At 69.2% G+C, this 15894-nt stretch carries 16 protein-coding genes and 1 pseudogene; 6 read left to right on the plus strand and 11 right to left on the minus strand.

Translation table 11 applies throughout. The features are described from left to right. Positions 1-4: 4 nt before the first annotated feature. Together BJY22_RS24085 and BJY22_RS24090 are read left to right on the plus strand one after the other, a co-directional pair. Positions 5-679, plus strand: coding sequence for a response regulator transcription factor (locus BJY22_RS24085; RefSeq protein WP_167210368.1), 675 nt, complete (start codon positions 5-7; stop codon positions 677-679). Positions 680-819: 140 nt separating this feature from the next. Next, positions 820-1494 carry a response regulator transcription factor gene (locus tag BJY22_RS24090; protein ID WP_167210370.1) on the plus strand — a complete coding sequence of 225 codons (675 nt, stop codon included), beginning with the start codon at positions 820-822 and terminating at the stop codon, positions 1492-1494. Between the two features lie 18 nt (positions 1495-1512). Here BJY22_RS24090 and BJY22_RS24095 read toward each other — a convergent pair whose 3' ends face one another. The 3 genes from BJY22_RS24095 to BJY22_RS24105 are packed head-to-tail and all read right to left on the minus strand — an operon-like array spanning position 1513 to position 3198. After that, positions 1513-2004 (minus strand): flavodoxin domain-containing protein, encoded by a 492-nt coding sequence (locus BJY22_RS24095; RefSeq protein WP_167210372.1) that lies wholly within the window; start codon positions 2002-2004, stop codon positions 1513-1515. Continuing rightward, the gene (locus BJY22_RS24100; RefSeq protein WP_167210374.1) at positions 2004-2414 is read right to left on the minus strand and encodes a hypothetical protein; all 411 of its coding nucleotides are present in this window, start codon (positions 2412-2414) and stop codon (positions 2004-2006) included. The genes BJY22_RS24095 and BJY22_RS24100 overlap by 1 nt, the downstream gene beginning before the upstream one ends. Position 2415: 1 nt before the next feature. Then, positions 2416-3198 (minus strand): universal stress protein, encoded by a 783-nt coding sequence (locus tag BJY22_RS24105; RefSeq protein WP_167210375.1) that lies wholly within the window; start codon positions 3196-3198, stop codon positions 2416-2418. 240 nt (positions 3199-3438) lie between these two features. Between BJY22_RS24105 and BJY22_RS24110 the strand changes: the two genes are divergently transcribed. Further along, positions 3439-4452 carry a zinc-dependent alcohol dehydrogenase gene (locus BJY22_RS24110; RefSeq protein ID WP_167210377.1) on the plus strand — a complete coding sequence of 338 codons (1014 nt, stop codon included), beginning with the start codon at positions 3439-3441 and terminating at the stop codon, positions 4450-4452. Between the two features lie 8 nt (positions 4453-4460). Next, positions 4461-5354, plus strand: a pseudogene (locus tag BJY22_RS41150) (Rossmann-fold NAD(P)-binding domain-containing protein); the annotation flags it as partial. Positions 5355-5397: 43 nt separating this feature from the next. Here the strand turns inward: BJY22_RS41150 and BJY22_RS24115 are convergent. The 3 genes from BJY22_RS24115 to BJY22_RS24125 form a co-directional block, all read right to left on the minus strand. Further along, positions 5398-6213, minus strand: coding sequence for a sigma 54 modulation/S30EA ribosomal C-terminal domain-containing protein (locus BJY22_RS24115; protein WP_167210379.1), 816 nt, complete (start codon positions 6211-6213; stop codon positions 5398-5400). Positions 6214-6233: 20 nt separating this feature from the next. Beyond that, positions 6234-6437, minus strand: a complete 204-nt coding sequence (locus BJY22_RS24120) for a DUF1918 domain-containing protein (protein WP_167210381.1) — start codon at positions 6435-6437, stop codon at positions 6234-6236. A gap of 236 nt (positions 6438-6673) precedes the next feature. Further along, positions 6674-7240 carry a flavodoxin domain-containing protein gene (locus tag BJY22_RS24125; RefSeq protein ID WP_167210383.1) on the minus strand — a complete coding sequence of 189 codons (567 nt, stop codon included), beginning with the start codon at positions 7238-7240 and terminating at the stop codon, positions 6674-6676. 166 nt (positions 7241-7406) lie between these two features. Here BJY22_RS24125 and BJY22_RS24130 point away from each other — a divergent pair, with 166 nt between their 5' ends. Continuing rightward, positions 7407-8105 carry a CBS domain-containing protein gene (locus tag BJY22_RS24130; protein WP_167210385.1) on the plus strand — a complete coding sequence of 233 codons (699 nt, stop codon included), beginning with the start codon at positions 7407-7409 and terminating at the stop codon, positions 8103-8105. A gap of 627 nt (positions 8106-8732) precedes the next feature. On the opposite strand, the gene BJY22_RS24135 is transcribed toward BJY22_RS24130, so the two are convergent. Next, positions 8733-9980, minus strand: a complete 1248-nt coding sequence (locus BJY22_RS24135; RefSeq protein WP_167203572.1) for an IS256 family transposase — start codon at positions 9978-9980, stop codon at positions 8733-8735. 457 nt (positions 9981-10437) lie between these two features. Beyond that, positions 10438-10917, minus strand: a complete 480-nt coding sequence (locus BJY22_RS24140) for a hypothetical protein (RefSeq protein ID WP_167210387.1) — start codon at positions 10915-10917, stop codon at positions 10438-10440. A gap of 455 nt (positions 10918-11372) precedes the next feature. On the opposite strand from BJY22_RS24140, the gene BJY22_RS24145 reads away from it, so the two are divergent. Further along, a complete protein-coding gene (locus tag BJY22_RS24145; protein WP_167210389.1) occupies positions 11373-11819 on the plus strand; it encodes a hypothetical protein in 447 nt (148 codons plus the stop codon). Between the two features lie 452 nt (positions 11820-12271). Here the strand turns inward: BJY22_RS24145 and BJY22_RS24150 are convergent, their stop codons facing one another. From BJY22_RS24150 to BJY22_RS24160, 3 genes are all read right to left on the minus strand, one after another. Continuing rightward, a complete protein-coding gene (locus tag BJY22_RS24150; protein ID WP_167210391.1) occupies positions 12272-13858 on the minus strand; it encodes an ABC transporter permease in 1587 nt (528 codons plus the stop codon). After that, a complete protein-coding gene (locus BJY22_RS24155) occupies positions 13855-14766 on the minus strand; it encodes an ABC transporter ATP-binding protein (protein WP_167210393.1) in 912 nt (303 codons plus the stop codon). The genes BJY22_RS24150 and BJY22_RS24155 overlap by 4 nt, the downstream gene beginning before the upstream one ends. A 200-nt stretch (positions 14767-14966) precedes the next feature. Beyond that, positions 14967-15404: a pyridoxamine 5'-phosphate oxidase family protein gene (locus tag BJY22_RS24160; RefSeq protein ID WP_167210395.1), complete on the minus strand. Its 438-nt coding sequence runs from the start codon at positions 15402-15404 to the stop codon at positions 14967-14969. Between the last annotated feature and the right edge of the window lie 490 nt (positions 15405-15894).

Raw genomic sequence — 15894 nt, forward strand, 5'->3', positions numbered from 1 at the left:
GACTATGAGTAATCGGATCAGGGTCGTCGTTGCCGACGGTCATACGCTCACGCGTTTCGGCCTGCTGGAGCTGGTGAGCGGGCAGGCGGACATGGTGGTCGTCCGGGAGACAGGCCTCGCCGCCGAGCTCGTCGCGGCTGTTGCGGAGCTGCACGCCGATGTCGTCGTGCTCGATACGGCCTTGCCGGACGCCGACGGCATGTCCATCGCGCGCGTGCTCCGCGACCGGCATCCCGAGCTCGGCATCGTTCTGCTGACATCGGACGGTGCGGACGACGTGCTCTTCCGGGCGCTGGAGAGCGGCCTCTCGGCGTTCGTTCCGAAGGTCGCACCGGCAGCTGACGTGTTGGTCGCGATCCGGCATGCCGCTGTGGCGGCCGGCTCGTTCATCGCCAGCGGCCTCGGTCCGGCGGTCGCCCGGCGCCAGGCGAGGCTCGGGGCTCACGACGCGGCGACGGCCGCGGATGCACCGTTGAGCCCTCGGGAAGCCGCGGTGCTGGAGCTGCTTGGTCGCGGCATGTCCGTGGTCGCGATCGCCGCCGCGCTCTACGTCAGTCCCTCGACCGCCAAGACCTATGTGTCCCGGGTGTACGAGAAGCTCGGCGCTGCCAACCGGACGCAGGCGCTGATGGTCGGCCTGCGGCGCGGACTGATCGGACAGGCAGCGACCGGAACATGATGACCAAGCTCTCAACTATCTGGTCGGAAAGTACCTGCGGGAATCTCGTAACGCACCGTAGGACCTGGCCGATCATCGTGACAGAAGGTGACTCATCGAGCTTCGGCGGGTCGGTCATGGGGGACAGCAGGGGGCAGGTCATGGGTAACTCGATCAGGGTGGTCGTCGTCGACGGTCACACACTGACCCGGTACGGACTGGCGCGACTGGTCGGTGCCGGCGCCGGGATCACGCTCGTCGGCGAATGTGGCCTCGGGGCCGACGCACCGGCACTGATCGCGTCGACCAGGCCCGACGTGGTCGTTCTCGACATCGCGCTGCCGGACGTGGACGGACTCCGGCTGGCGCGGGATCTCCGTGATCGGTACGACGACCTGGGCATCGTGGTGCTCACGGCGCAGTCCGACGACGACGTGCTGTTCCGGGCCTTGGAGACCGGCGTCTCCGCCTTCGTCGGCAAGACCGCGCCGAACACCGAGGTCCTCGGGGCGATCCGGCACGCGGCGGTGGCGGCCGCCTCGTTCACGGCCACCGGCCTCGGCCCCGCCCTGGCACGCCGCGGTACGCAGTCCGTGAGTCTCGCGGCCGAGCCGCCGTCCGTGGCGCTGAGCCCGCGGGAGCTGGAGGTCCTGTCGCTGCTGGCGACCGGGCTGTCGGTGCCAGCCCTGGCTGCGACGCTGTTCGTCAGCCTGTCGACCGCGAAGACCTACGTCTCCCGGGTGTACGAGAAGCTCGGTGCCACAAATCGCGCCAGCGCGATCATGACCGCGATGCGCCTCCGCCTCCTCGAGCCAGGACTCGACGTCCCAGCCTGACCTCCGGCCGGAACGGCGTCAGGTGGCGGGCGCCTTGAGAGTGCTGGCGATCTGGTGGGACCAGGTGCGGATCTCGTGCCAGTCCCTGGAGTCGCCAACGAGGCGTTCGAGGTCGAGGTGATGCAGGACCGCCTCGGCCTGCAGGTCGCCGGCGAAGGTCTTGATCGGCGGCGCCTGGAACTCGCGGGCCAGGCGGGTGACCTCAGGCGGGACGGGCTGCTCCTGGTGACTACTCGCACCGATGGGGCCGGAATGGAACAGCCAGACACGGCGGGTGCGCAGCTGGCGCTCGTGGCGGCGCAGGAACCGGACCGCTTCGGGCAGCCAGCGTCCTTTATAGATCGCACTGCCGATCACGACGGCGTCGTACGGCGTGACGGCCAGGACCGCACCGACCTCACGGACCTCGACCCGCAGCCCTTCGCTGCGCAGCGCAGCACCGATCGCGGCGGCGATGCTCCCGGTCGCACCCATCTTCGTGGCATACGTGACCAGCACATTCGTGGACATCAGAGTCTCCTTCGGGTCCGGAAGGTGTGGCGGGCCGCCGGGACGGCGAAGGCCAGGGCTGGGACGCACCAGAGCCAGAAGCCCCAGCCGAACAGCATGAGAGCCAGGTGGAAGAACACGACGGTGAGGTAGCCCAGGACGCGGACCTTCACCAGGAGTATGGCGATCGTCAGCTCGCCGGCGGCCAAGAACAGCGCCCAGACCGAGGGATGTGCCATGAAGATGTTCTGCCAGGCATCGCGGGTCCAGGCGAAGAACGCCGCGTCGGCGAATCCGTCGTACGAGCGTGGCGTGGTGAGGGCCAGGAAGGTGTGGACACCGGCGCCGGAGCCGAACAGGGCGACGAAGCCCCACAGGATGGCTCGCCAGGTAGTTGCTGAGGGCACCTGGGTGGTGTCGGTGGTGGTCACGTCAGCCTCCGGTTGCGGCGGCGGGGATGATCGCGACGGGGCAGTCGGCGTGGTGGAGGACGGTCTGGCTGACGGAGCCGATCAGCATGCCGGCGAAACCGCCGCGGCCGCGGGCACCGAGAACGATCAGGTTGGCGTCGGACGACAAGCGCAGGATGTGTTCGGCGGGGTGCCCGCTGATCTGGACCAGCTCCGCGTCGTGGCCGCCACGTTGGTGGACGGCCTCGCGGAGCTGGTCTTCGGTGATCCGGTGCAGCTCGGTTCCGGTGGGCTGGGCGGCGACGACGCGTACGGCGAGGTCGTGCCGGCGGGCGTAGTCGATTCCGTAGTCGAGGGCAGTGTCGCCGGCCGACGACCCGTCGTACCCGATGACGACGCGGACACCGGCCAGGACACCGAGGTCCGGGCGTACGACGACCACCGGGCAGCGGGCGTTGGCGGCCAGGTCCAGGCCGGTCGAGCCGACGAGCGCCCCGATCATCACTCCGAGTCCCCGGCTGCCGATCACCACGACCTCTGCGTCACCGGATGCCTTCACCAGGACCGTCGACGGTGCACCATTGTCGATTCGGGTGTCGATCTCGATGCCCGCGTCGAGTTCGCGGGCCAGTCTGACGGCGCGGTACACGACGTCACCGGCGCTGGATGGGGACTCACCGGGCGCGAGGGCGTGCAGCAACCGCAGTTCACTGCGCAGCGATGCAGCCTCCGCGGCTGCCCATTTGACGGCGACATCGGCGGCGGGCGAGCCGTCGACCCCCACGACCACGGGATTGTGCTTCATGCCATGCCTCCTCACATCCAGGATCGGCGCCCGCCCGGTGGTTCGCACCGGGCCGATCGGTCCCTTCCCACGGGACCTTCGGACCGGCCGCCGTCCGGATGACCGCGGTCACGCCGCAGAAGGGTCCTTCGGCCCTGGGGCGTCCTGCCGGCATCGCGTTCCCTCGAAGAGCACTCTCTCGCGGCCGGGCCGACCCCCGTCGGGCCAACCGATCCGCAGCCGCTCATCGGAAGGACAATGATGAAAGCAGCAGTCGTCACCGACTTCACCAAGCCTCTGGAGATCCAGGAGGTGCCGATGCCCGAGCCCGGGCCGGGCGACGTGCTGGTCCGGATGGAGACCAGCGGTCTGTGCCACACCGACATCCACGCGGCGCATGGGGACTGGCCGGTGAAGCCGACGCCGCCGTTCGTACCTGGCCACGAGGGGATCGGTGTGGTGGAGAAGCTGGGAGCCGGCGTGACCGAACGCGCCGTCGGTGACCGCGTCGCGATCGCCTGGCTGGGCTACGCCTGTGGCACGTGCCGGTACTGCATCAGTGGCTGGGAGACCCTCTGCCTCGAGCAGCGCAACTCCGGCTACTCGGTGAACGGCAGCTTCGCCGAGTACGCCGTCGTACCGGCGACCTTCGCGGCCGTGGTGCCTCAGGGTGTGTCCTCGCGGGACGCGGCACCGCTGACCTGCGCCGGTGTGACGACGTACAAGGCGATCCGGGTGGCCAACGTCGTGCCCGCCGAGACCGTCGCGATCTTCGGCGTCGGGGGTCTGGGGCACCTTGCCCTGCAGTACGCGCGCATCGTGGGCGGCATCACCGTCGGCGTCGACATCGAGGACTCCAAGCTGGAGATGGCCGAGGAACTCGGCGCGGATCACGTCGTGAACGCGGCGAAGGCCGATCCGGTCGAGGCGATCCAGGCACTCGGCGGCGCCGACGTGGCCGTCGTGCTGGCCGCGAACCCGCGGGTGTTCGACCAGGCGTTCCAGTCGCTGCGGCGCGGCGGGCGGCTCGTCTGCGTCGGGCTGCCCGGGGACAACGCGGCCATGAGCGTACCGATCTTCGACGCCGTCCTGAACGGCAAGAGCGTGATCGGCTCGATCGTTGGTACCCGCAACGACCTGGCCGACGTGTTCGCGCTGCACGCGGCGGGCCGGACGCGGGTCATCGCCGTCGACCGCAAGCTCGACGAGGTGAACCAGTCGATCGCGGACGTGCTCGCCGGTGACATCCCGGCCCGGGTCGTCTTCCAGTTCTGATGACCATGATGATCGGCTGCCCGGCCGAGACCGAGTGGCACGAGCGCCGCGTAGCCGTCACACCCGACGTGGTGGCGCGGCTGCGCCGGACCGGCCTCGACGTGATGGTCGAGGCCGGTGCGGGCCGCGCGGCAGGGTTCCCGGACGAGGCGTACGTCGCGGCCGGCGCGCGCATCGCCTCGCGATCGGACGTCTTCGCCCGGTCGGACATCCTGGCGGTGATCCACCGGCCGGACTGTGGACGGTTGCGGGCCGGGCAGATCGTGATCGGTCTGTTGCGCCCGTACGACGATCCCGCGGAACTGGCCGGCGTCACCGCGCTGAGTTTCGAAGGGCTGCCGCGGACGCTCGACCGCGCCCGGCCGATGGACGTACTCGCCTCACAGGCCTCGGTGGCCGGCTACAAGGCCGCGGTGCTCGCCGCTGACACGTTCGGCGGCTTCTTCCCGGCGATGACGACCGCGGGCGGGACGGCGCGCCCGGCCAGGGTGCTCGTCCTCGGTGGGGGAGTCGCGGGCCCGCAGGCCATGGCTACGGCGCGCCGCCTGGGCGCGTCGGTGACGGCGTACGACGTGTGTGTGGTGGATGCCGGGCGGGACGAGCAGCGGGCTTCGGTGGCGGCGATCCGGGACTTCGACGTCGTCATCACGACCGCCCAGGTTGCGGGGCAGCGGCCGCAGGAACTCGTGCCCGCCGCGACGCTGGCAGCGCTCGCTCCGGGGTCGGTGGTCGTCGACCTGGCGGCTGGACCGCTCGGTGGGAACGTCGCCGGTTCGGTGCCGGACGGCCGGACCGAGACGGACAACGGCGTGATCGTGCTCGGGGCCGGCAACCTGCCCGCGCAGGTTCCGCGGGCCGCGTCGTCGGCGTGGGCGTGCAACGTCGCGGCCTTGCTCGAGTACCTGATGCACAACGGTTCCGTCGTACTCGATCCGGACGACGAGATCACGGCCGGCCTCGCGGCAGGCGGTCACCAGGGGCGGCGCCGGCGCTCCCGATCGCAAAGCCGGAGGCGAGGAGGCCGTAGTGGCCGTCGTACCTCGCGTACAAGGCGTGTAGCCGGCCGGTCGACCGGTGCGTGAAGATCTCGACCGGGGCACCGGTCAGGTCCAGCCGCTCGGTCGCCTCGGCGACGCTGCGGCGCTCGGCCGCGGCGAGCGCGATCGGCGGCCACGTCACGTCCAGGCCGATCGGATTCGGCCGGGGCTGGATGACGCGGTAGCGGCCGGGGCCGTTCCGGATCACGATGCTGTGCTGCCGGCTGTACTTTTCCCGGAACAGGTGAAAGCGATAGTCCATCGCGTTGAGCACCACGATCGCTTCCGCGACGCTCATCGGAGCCGGGTTGCAGAGCTTCCGGCGAGCCAGCAGGCGCCGCTCGGGCGGCAGCAGCTCCGGCGGCGACGGCGCGGGAAGGAGGAACACGCGTTCTCGAAGAGCTACGGCCAGGGCATCCGGGTACACCTGCAGTTGTTCGATCGTGCGCATCGCGAGCAGGCCGACGAGCTCGGACATTGTCGCGGCGGCCAGCTGCGCTCGTACGTGCCGTCGTGCACCCAGTTGTACGTCGACCTGCGCGAGCAGCGGTCTGCGCAGACCTGGCTCCGGCAGTCGGGTGAGTCGTACCCGGCTGAAGATCCCCCACGGACCGAGGATCGGTGCGAGGTGCTCGTGGATGACCGATGCGGCGTCGGTCGGCACGATTCCGGTCGTACTGACCGGAATCGGTTCGGCCGGCCGGACCGATACGACTGTGCCCATGATCCCCCCGTATGGATGTCTCAGTGGTGGTGCAACTGTTCGGCGGTCAGGACGTGGGAGTCGGGACCCGGGTAGAAGAGCGTCTCCGTATCGGTGTCGTCCCAGCGGATCAGGTACGGCGGCGCCCCGTCGGCACCGTGCACTTCGAGGATCATGCCGCGCCGTGGCGGGGCACTCAGATGGTTGCTCTCGACGATCAACCAGTTGCCTGCGGTTGCCTTCATGATCCGCTCCTTCCGTTCCTCACACCTTCACGCTGCCATCCGGCGCTGTCCCAGCAGCAGGTCCGATGGACCCTGAATCAGGGCCGTTGGTCCCGCTGCACACCGTGTCCATGGCGTGGCGGCCCGGTTCCTGACGGGTGGTTGGGCTGTGGGGACATTCGCGGGTTGACCTCCGGGCCGTCAGGCTGACGCTTGGACGTCGGCTGCCTCGCGGACACGGGGTGGGCTCATCGGACTCAGCCGAGGAAGTGGCCTGCGGGGTGCTTGTGCCTGGGCTTGCCGCTCGGGCGGTGCCAGGCGCTACGTTCGGTCGCGTCGAGGGCGGCGCTGATGTCGACCGCCCAGGCACGGATCTTGTGCCAGTCGCGGGAGTCGCCGGCGAGGTTGCCCGCGGCCAGGCGACGGGCCAGGAATCCCTTGGCAGTGTCTGGATCGAGGCTGCCCGCGAACGTGACTGCGGGTGTCGCGCCGATCTCATGGGCGAGGTGGCGGACGGCAGGCGGCATCGCCTGGTCCTGGTCTTTGTCGGGCCCGACTGGGCCGCTGTGGAAGAGCCAGACCTGCCGTTGACGCAGCTCGTCGGCGTGGTGGCGCAGGAACCGTACGGCGTCGCGCCGCCACCGGCGGACGTAGAGCGCGCTGCCCAGGACAACCGCGTCGTACGACCCGATGTCCTTCACTCGCGCCACGTCACGCAGGTCGACGGCGTGTCCGTGCGCGCGCAGCTCGTCGCCGATGGCTGTGGCGATGCCGGCGGTCGCGCCGGACTTGCTGGCGTAGGCGACCAGCACCTTCTTGGACATCGGGGCCTCCTTCGGGGTCAGGTCCAGCACATCAGGTGACGCGCCCGCGCGGGCAGTGCCGAAGGGCCTTGCCGGACAGGACCTAAGGGCACTGGTCGGTAGCGACCTCACCCGGTGGACTGGTGCTGTCTCGACCGTGTGCGAAGGGACAGGGAGGTCGCCTGCGATGAGGCATCCGTTGAAGGTGTCGGACGTGATGACGCGGGACGTCGTCACGGTGACCGAGGACGCGCCGTACAAGGAGATCGTCTCACTGCTCGCGGCGAACCACATCAGCGCCGTTCCGGTGGTGAACCGGTACGGCGGCATCGGCGGGATCGTGTCCGAGACCGACCTGATCCGCAAGGAGGAGTTCCAGCGCACGCAGACGCCGTGGGCGATGCGCTGGTGGCGGCGCGCGGCGCGCTCCACAGCGGCCGGTCTGCGGGCCGGTGAGGTGATGTCGCATCCCGCGGTGACGATCGAGCCGACCGCGACCATTCCGGAGGCGGCGCAGTTGATGGCGGCACGCGGAATCACCCGGCTGGTCGTCATCCACGACGACGTTCTTGCCGGCATCGTCACCAGATCGGATCTGCTGAAAGCGTTCCTGCAGCCGGACGATCGCCTTCTGCAGCGTATCCGGCGCGAGGTCGTCGTCCACGCGCTGTGGGACGACCCGTTCAGCATCGACGTCAGTGTCCAGGACGGTGTCGTCACGCTGTCCGGCGACGTCGAGCAGCGCAGTACGGCCGACATCGCCGCGAAACTGACGGCTGAGGTCGACGGCGTTGTCGGTGTCGTCAACGAGCTGGCCTGGGTGTACGACGACACGGCATCCACACCGACCATCCAGCCGTCCCCGGAACTCCGGGGCCGCCCCTGACACGACGGTAACGAATCCTGCATCGACCGTTTCGACGCACCACGCCGATCGGATAGGGGGCATGGTCTCCGCCGACCACAGACCGACTCGGATCACGCCCCCGCCACAGGTTCGGTCAGCAGTGTTTGGGACCGGCGAGTTACGAATTGTGCGAGGCCGGTGCCATCCGTTCCCGTCTGAAACGCTTGAATGAGAATGTTACGGGGTCGAAGGCCGCGGTTTGATGCTCACTGCGCCGACCCGACGATACTCCAGGGTGTCTAAACAAATCCGGGTATATCGCGTTCCGATAAGCTCGGCGCCCGCTTCGGCGATGTGCGGACATGATGTTGGTTCGAGCAATCGCGATTCACAACCCAACGATTGTGAATCTCCACGCCAAGCTTTGGGTTCGTCGCAGTTGACGGTGTACCCGGAGTCCACACCCTCCGGGTGTGCGACGGCCGACTGGTCGGACGTTCCCGCCTGGTGGCACACCCCTCGCATATGGTCCGGGAAGAGGCAGCGGGAGTGGTTGACCAGCGAAGACGCAGCCGCCGGGCAGGGCGGGCAGGGTCGGCACAGGGTCGGCCGGCGCCGGGTCAAGTCCCTGGAAGTGGTGTAGTGCTGCGTGATCCTGGGGGTGGGTTAGGCGGTGAGTGCTGGTAGGTCGTCGGTTTCGATCTCGGGTTGGGTGTTGGTGTGGCTGGTGAGGCGTGAGCGGGCGAGGACGTCGAGGCCGAGGTAGCGGCGTCCTTCGGCCCATTCGTCGGTTTGTTCGGCCAGGACGGCGCCGACGAGGCGGACGATGGCGTCGCGGTTGGGGAAGATCCCGACCGCGTCGGTGCGGCGCCGGATTTCTTTGTTCAAGCGTTCGGCGGGATTGTTGGACCAGATCTGTGTCCACACGTCCTTCGGGAAGACGGTGAAGGCGAGAACGTCCTCGCGGGCCGCGGCGAGATGGTCGGCGACGGCGGGCAGCTTCTCGCCGACGTAGTCGAGCAGCCGGTCGAACTGGGCCTGCACCGCGTGCGCGTCGGGCTGGTCGTAGACCGAGTGCAGCATCGCCTTGACCGCCGGCCACATGCTCTTGGGGCAGATGCTCATCAGGTTCGCGGCGTAGTGCGTTCTGCATCGCTGCCAGGACGCGCCGGGCAGGTTCGCCGCGATCGCCTCCCGCAGGCCGGCGTGGGCATCCGAGGTGACGAGCCGGACACCGGCCAGGCCGCGGGCGACCAGATCGGCGAAGAACTCGTTCCAGGCCGGCCCGGTCTCACTGGTGGCCACGCGCAGGCCGAGGACCTCGCGGTGCCCGTCGCCGTTGACGCCGGTCGCGAGCAACACGACGGCGTTGACCACGCGGCCGCCCTCGCGGACCTTCATCGTGAGTGCGTCCGCGGCCACGAAGGTGAACGGGCCGGCGGCGTCGAGCGGCCGGTGCCGGAAGTCCTCGACGACCGCGTCGAGGTCGGCGGCCATCCGGGAGACCTGGGACTTGGACAGTGAGTCGATGCCGAGTGTCTTGACCAGCTTGTCCATCCGCCGCGTGGAAACCCCGGCGAGGTAGCAGTCGGCCACGACGGTGATCAGGGCCGACTCGGCGCGTTTGCGGCGCTCTAGCAGCCACTCCGGGAAGTAGGTGCCCTTCCTGAGCTTCGGAATCGCGACATCGACCGTTCCGACACGGGTGTCCAGGTCGCGGTGCCGGTAGCCGTTGCGCTGCGTCGTACGGCCCGGCGAGGGGCGTCCCCACTCCGCGCCGACCACCGCGTCGGCGTCGGCGGACAGCAGCGCGTTGATGATCGACTGCAACAGCGAACGCATCAGATCAGGGCTGGCTTCGGCGAGCGCCTCGCCAAGCAGACCGACAGGGTCGACAATGTGTGGTGCGGTCATCGTGATGGTCCTCGAGGATTCTGTGGAAGGTTGACTCGAAGGATCACGCGGTGACCGCGTCCTCGTCCACGACGAGTTCGGCGACCGCGCTACACCACTATCGGGGACTCAACTCGGCGCCGGGCTGACAGGGTGTGGGGCCAGGGGTTCGGTCGGCTCGGCGGTGGCACAAGGAATCGTCAAGAGCGGAAAATCCTTCGCCGCCCGGCGACCATTTCTTACGCCTACCTCGGCGCCGGTCGTCACGCGGAACGCCCGAACCCCAGCTCGGCCGTCCACGCGACCGCCTCCGCTTACACCATCAGCTGTGAACTGCCCCTTTTGGAATTCCTGACGGCTGTATATTCTGCGAATTTGTGAGGCGATATCCGACCTGGAAACACCGCCAATCGACGGTATGGCGTGACCGACGGCTGCGGCAGCGCGCTGTCGGGGCCGGCTACGTGATTCTGCTGGGCTACCTCGTCCTGTTCTTCGTCGCGCTGCTCGGCGGCCCGCGGATCGGCGCCGCAGTCCTGCCGCTCCCTGGTGGTGGTCCCGACCCGGTCGGCCCGGTCGCGGGTCCCCAACCCGGTCCGCACACCCTGAGCGTCCCGGTCGTTCCGCGGAGCACCGGAGCGATCCCTGTCGTCACACCGACCGGCTCCGCGCCGCTCCCGACGCCACCGCTCCCGACGCCGCCGCAGCCGACGCCGGCCGGACCGACCGAGCAGGCGCTCGAGCGGATCGGTGCCACGCCCACCGGCGCAACCCCGAGTGCGTCCGTCCGCACGGGTCGGCCGGACCCGAGCGTCGCACCCACGAGCAGGCCGACCGCGCCACGAACGACGACGACAACGACGACGACAACGACGAAGACAACGACGACAGCAATCCCGACGCGGACCGCGGCGCCGACGAGCGCGCTGACGAGCGCAGCGACCACTGGTACGACCACGAGGCCGACCTCCCCATCGCCGACCAGGAGCACTCAAAGCGCACCGCCGGCGTCCACGGACGATTCGGCCTCGCCCAAGGAACCGTCGCTCCTGGGTGGTGTTCTCGGCGCCGTTCTGAGCACTCTCGGCCTGTAACGCCGTCCTGGCTCCGATCAGGTGCAGCTCAGCCATCGTCTCGTCCCGCCGGGCGCTGGGCCGCCTACTGTGGGTGCAGGCAGCGTGGGTGCGTGATTGTCGGGGCGACATGCGCGGCTCGCGTCAGGAGGGTGACGATGTCTGGCAGTCGGAGCACACTGATCGGGCTGGCGTTCGCCCCGGTGCCGCTCACGATGTTCGCGGCGGTCGCCGTCGGCGAGGCCGGCTAGGTTGGTGAGTGGGCGGGGCCACGTCGTCCAGCGGGCTGCGGCATCGATCCTGCTCGCTGTCGTCTGCATGGCCGCGGATCGGTGACCCGGTGCTGATCGCCGTCGGCGCGTTCTTGGGGCCGCTCATCGCGGCGGGCATCGTCGTGCGGCTCGCTGCGTCGCCCCTGCCGATCCTCACTGTCGAGGACGTCGGTCGGGCGACGGCCGACAGTCGTCACGGTCACGTCGGCGACTCTGACGCCGGATGGATGTGTGGCGTCGGCGGACAAGGAGGCGCCGATCAGTGCGGCGAGGTCGGCACGTGCAGTCGATTTGGTGATGCGCAGCAGGTCGTCGCAGCTGCGGCCCTGGCGGCGCAGGCGATGGCCGATCGTGAGGACGAGGCGGAGGACCCGTCCGGGTGCGACGGCGCCCGCGTACTCGAGGGACAGCTGCTCGGCGAGTTGCCGCAGGCGGGTCTGGGTTGTCACCACGTCGAGCGGATTGAGATGGGTCATCACCTCAACTACGAAAGACGGTGCGCGGCGGACGCGTGAGGGTCCAAGGTCCCGAATGGATGGGACCCGCAGCCTGAGAGTACCGGCGGGAGTTCGAGCCTGCCGTCACGACCCGCAGGCCGTGATGGACGACGGCGGACGCCGCGCCGGCCACGAGGGGGGCCGCTGGACAGCATCGAGTCCCCCCAACCTCGACGTGTCCGGTTCGCGCCCGAACCCCGGCACGGCGTCCACGTACATCAAACAGTTGTTGCGTCGGTGAGCAGAAGGGGCCAAAGGTCCTGGAACATACGGTCTGTTGTCACCTGCCGGGCGGTGTCCGGGGGAGCCCCGCTGCGGCTACGCGACGGCGCCCGCCGCCGCACCGGCGAGGTCTCGCCCAGCGCGGCGCCAGTAGGCCTTCGCCTGATGGCACTGGTCAACGCGGAGTGGTGCTCTTGTCCGGATCGTTGGTCCGTGCACGGCAGGCACTCCGTCCTGTGGCGGGCCGGTCAGTAGCCGAAGTCGCGGTTGGCCAGTCCGATGAAACCGGCTGCGAGTACGGCGGCGGCGACGGCGCTCACGATGACGAGCGGCGTGGCGGTGACGGTGTCCAGTGGGGCCTGCGGGAGGTGGATGAACGGCGACGCTTGGCGAGTCCAGTCCGGAAGGTTGAACGAATCGGCGAACATGGCGATCACCCCGCAGTAGCCGACCAGGCTCCAGGCAATGGCGGCAGCGGCTCGTGGCAGCCATCCGATGGCCAGGACCGCGACCGCGACGATGAGCCACACAGCGGGCAGCTGGACGAGAGCGACGCCGACCAGGCGAAGGAATTGGCCGGGGTCGGACGTTGCGATGCCGTAGGCAACACCGTGACCGAGTCCGGCTGCTGCGACAGCCAAGGCGCTCCCCGCGAGGGCGACGGTGACATGACTGCCGAGCCACGATCGGCGGCTGACCTTGGTGGCCAGCACTGGTTCGGCGCGGCCGGAGGTTTCCTCGTGCCGTGCGCGCATCGCGCCGGCCACCGCGGACGCGGCGGCGAGCAAGGCGCTGATCAGGATGACCAGAGCGAAGTACGAGTTGACGACCTCGGCCGCGCCGCCGGGGAGGTACTGCGCGATCTCCGGGGTGTCGGCGACGTACTCCTCGACCGAATCGGCGAACGAGCCGTAGGCGACACCGAGTACGAACAGCCCCGTGGTCCACCCGATGATCGCACCTCGCTGCAGCCGCCAGGCCAGTCCGAGCGGCGACCCCAGTGCCCACGAGGCGGTGGCGCGGCCCTGCCGGTACGACAGCAGGCCCTCGCCGAAATCACGGCGGGCGAGCAGGACCACCGAGACGCCGACCAGTACGGCGGCGGCCGCGAGCGGGAGGAGCAACGGCCACCACCGGTCTCCGGCGTACGGGAAGGTGCGCTGCCCCCATCCGATTGGGGACAGCCACGACCAGACGGGGTTGCCGATGTCGCCGGCCGCGCGCAGGACGAACGCCGTACCGATCGCGACACCGACGGCGCCGTACACCGACCGAGGGTTCTCGAACACCTGCACGGCCACCGCCGTCAGCGCGGCGAACGCCATCCCGACTCCTGCCGCCGCGGCACCCAGCAGGGCCGAGCCACCCACCGGCAGGCCAGTGCCCGCGGCTGCCCCGAAGACGACGACGCCGATGGCGACATCGGCGACGGCCGCGAGGCACAGCGCGGCGATCAGGGGGGCATGCCGACCGACACGTGTCGACCTGATCAGCTCACCGCGCCCGGTCTCTTCGTCGGTCCGGGTGTGCCGGCCGACCAGGAACATGTTCATCAGGCCGACCACGATCGCGAGGAACCCGAAGATCTCGAACACGACCTCGCCGCCGATCGTGTCGAGCAGGCGCTCGGGACCACTCATCGCGAGCAGGGCCGCGTTGCCGGTCATGGTCTGCCGCAGCTTCGCGAGGGCCTCGGGCGTGCCGTACAGGTCCTGGCTGCCCAGCGATTGAGAGCCGACCAGCAACCCGGCGCCGAGCAACCACCACGGCAGGCTGCGGCGCTCCTGCCGCATCATGAACCGGAGAAGGACGCCAGTGCCTGCGGTGGTGCTCACGGCTCGTCCGCGGTGTCGTAGTGGCGGAGGAACAGCTCCTCCAGGGTCGGCGGAGTACTGGTGAGGCTTCGTACCCCGAGCGCGGACAGGTGGCGCATCGCTTCGCCGAGATGGGCGGTGTCCACGTCGAACATCGCCCGGTTGCCGTCCACCGCCAGATCGTGAACCCCTGGCAGGCTGGTGATCCCGTCGAGCGGGAGTGTGGTCTCGACCGAGATCGACGTCCGGGTCAGGTGGCGAAGCTCGGTCAACGTACCGGATTCGACCGTCTTGCCGAGCCGGATGATGCTGACCCGGTCGCAGAGTGCTTCGACCTCGGCGAGGATGTGGCTGGACAGCAGCACGGTGCGGCCCTCCGCCTTCACCTCCTCGATGCACCGCTGGAACTCGGATTCCATCAACGGATCCAGCCCGGACGTCGGCTCGTCGAGCAGCAGCAGCTCAGCATCCGAGGTGAGCGCGGCGATCAGTCCGACCTTCTGCCGGTTGCCCTTGGAGTACGTCGAAGCCTTCTTGCGCGGATCGAGGTCGAACCGTTCGAGCAGGTCGTCGCGGCGCCGCCAATCGAACCCGCCCCGCAACCGGCCCATCAGGTCGATGATCTCGCCCCCGGTGATGCCCGGCCACAGCGTGACATCGCCCGGCACGTACGCGAGGCGGGCGCGCAGGGCGACGCCGTCGGCCCACGGATCGCCGCCCAGCAGCCGGACCGTGCCGGCGTCGGCGTGTAGTAGCCCGAGCAGCACGCGGATCGTGGTCGTCTTGCCCGAGCCGTTCGGCCCGAGGAAGCCGTGGACCTCGCCGGTTCGTACGTCGAGGTCCAGTCCGTCCAAGGCCCGCGTCGGACCGAAGGTCTTCACCAGACCGGTTACGGAGATCGCGGGCGTCGTCCCAGCATCACGCTGCATCAGAGCCTCCCCAGCTCGCGAACAGTCGATCAGTACGACGATCCGCCGCCGATCAGCCACCGGCAAGGGCACATGGTCCCGACCTTCCGGTCGGGCCGATCCACACCGGGCTGATCGAGACGGGCCGTTGTTGGTCGAGCGGGTCGAGAAGCTTGCCGAGGGCAAGGTCATCGCTTACGCCCCGCCGGCCCGAAGAAACGTCAGTCCGGTGTGGTGCCGACGAAGCGGACGCCGGTGACGAGTTCGGTGTCGATCGCGATGATGGTGTTCATCGGCTGGTCGACCCAGGGGTGGAGGGTTCGTTCGAGGCGGGCGACGCGGTCCGGGTCGTCGACGGTTCGCGCTGTGCCTGTGACGACGACGCTCCAGCCCAGGCGGCGTACCGCGTCGAGGTCGTCGGCCTCGTAGGCGACCACCTCGCCGGCGGCGCGGCTGACCGCGGCGGAGAGCCGCGTGCGGATGATGACCTGTCCGTTGTCGACGAGATGGTTGACGGGACGGATGGCTGGGAGAGCGTGCTGAGTGAAGACGACACGTCCGAAGCCGGCCGTTGCGAGGAGGGCCAGGGCAGTGTCTCTGTCGAGGTTCTCCAAGCGGCGGGCGATCGCCGTGGCATAGGCCGGCTCGTTCGCGTTCATGCTCAGTTCCGCAGTGGCTGGTCGGAGATCGGAGCTGCTCCGTCGTGTGCGGGGCAGGTCGGACACGGACGTCCCTTCGTCAGGCGATCTCCTGAGTATCGCAACCGTCCGGGGCCGGCTTGTAGGGCCGAAGGTCCCATCTTGCGGGGGCCATGAAGCGGTCAGCCGCTCAACTGTCCTGAGTGGGCTGATTGGACACTCAGGTGGCGGCTGACCGCTTACCCCATCGTTCCGGCTGACACGGCTCTGCGGCAGGGACGATCGCTCTTGATGTTCGGGCCCTTGTGCCCCTGGTGCCTTCGAGTCGCAGCTGGTAGGGCCCGTCCGGGAGTTGTGTCAGGACCTCTGCTTGTGATGAGGTAGTCGGCGGGTTCCCCGGCTGTCAAGGGGATGTTTCGGCTGTGAGGGGTTCCGGTCGGACCGTGGCCGGGGAACCCACCAAACCACTGGCTCGGAACTGGTCGGGGGCGACGCGCGTTCGTTAAGCCGT

It is taken from the genome of Kribbella shirazensis (assembly GCF_011761605.1).
GTDB classification, from domain to species: Bacteria; Actinomycetota; Actinomycetes; order Propionibacteriales; family Kribbellaceae; genus Kribbella; species Kribbella shirazensis.

Coding starts and splice junctions, on each gene's coding strand:
- BJY22_RS24115 (WP_167210379.1), bottom strand. CDS start 6,213: ATGGGCACAGTCGTATCGGTCCGGCCGGCCGAACCGATTCCGGTCAGT.
- BJY22_RS24110 (WP_167210377.1), top strand. CDS start 3,439: ATGAAAGCAGCAGTCGTCACCGACTTCACCAAGCCTCTGGAGATCCAG.
- BJY22_RS24130 (WP_167210385.1), top strand. CDS start 7,407: ATGAGGCATCCGTTGAAGGTGTCGGACGTGATGACGCGGGACGTCGTC.
- BJY22_RS24120 (WP_167210381.1), bottom strand. CDS start 6,437: ATGAAGGCAACCGCAGGCAACTGGTTGATCGTCGAGAGCAACCATCTG.
- BJY22_RS24095 (WP_167210372.1), bottom strand. CDS start 2,004: ATGTCCACGAATGTGCTGGTCACGTATGCCACGAAGATGGGTGCGACC.
- BJY22_RS24085 (WP_167210368.1), top strand. CDS start 5: ATGAGTAATCGGATCAGGGTCGTCGTTGCCGACGGTCATACGCTCACG.
- BJY22_RS24155 (WP_167210393.1), bottom strand. CDS start 14,766: ATGCAGCGTGATGCTGGGACGACGCCCGCGATCTCCGTAACCGGTCTG.
- BJY22_RS24125 (WP_167210383.1), bottom strand. CDS start 7,240: ATGTCCAAGAAGGTGCTGGTCGCCTACGCCAGCAAGTCCGGCGCGACC.
- BJY22_RS24135 (WP_167203572.1), bottom strand. CDS start 9,980: ATGACCGCACCACACATTGTCGACCCTGTCGGTCTGCTTGGCGAGGCG.
- BJY22_RS24090 (WP_167210370.1), top strand. CDS start 820: ATGGGTAACTCGATCAGGGTGGTCGTCGTCGACGGTCACACACTGACC.
- BJY22_RS24105 (WP_167210375.1), bottom strand. CDS start 3,198: ATGAAGCACAATCCCGTGGTCGTGGGGGTCGACGGCTCGCCCGCCGCC.
- BJY22_RS24160 (WP_167210395.1), bottom strand. CDS start 15,404: ATGAACGCGAACGAGCCGGCCTATGCCACGGCGATCGCCCGCCGCTTG.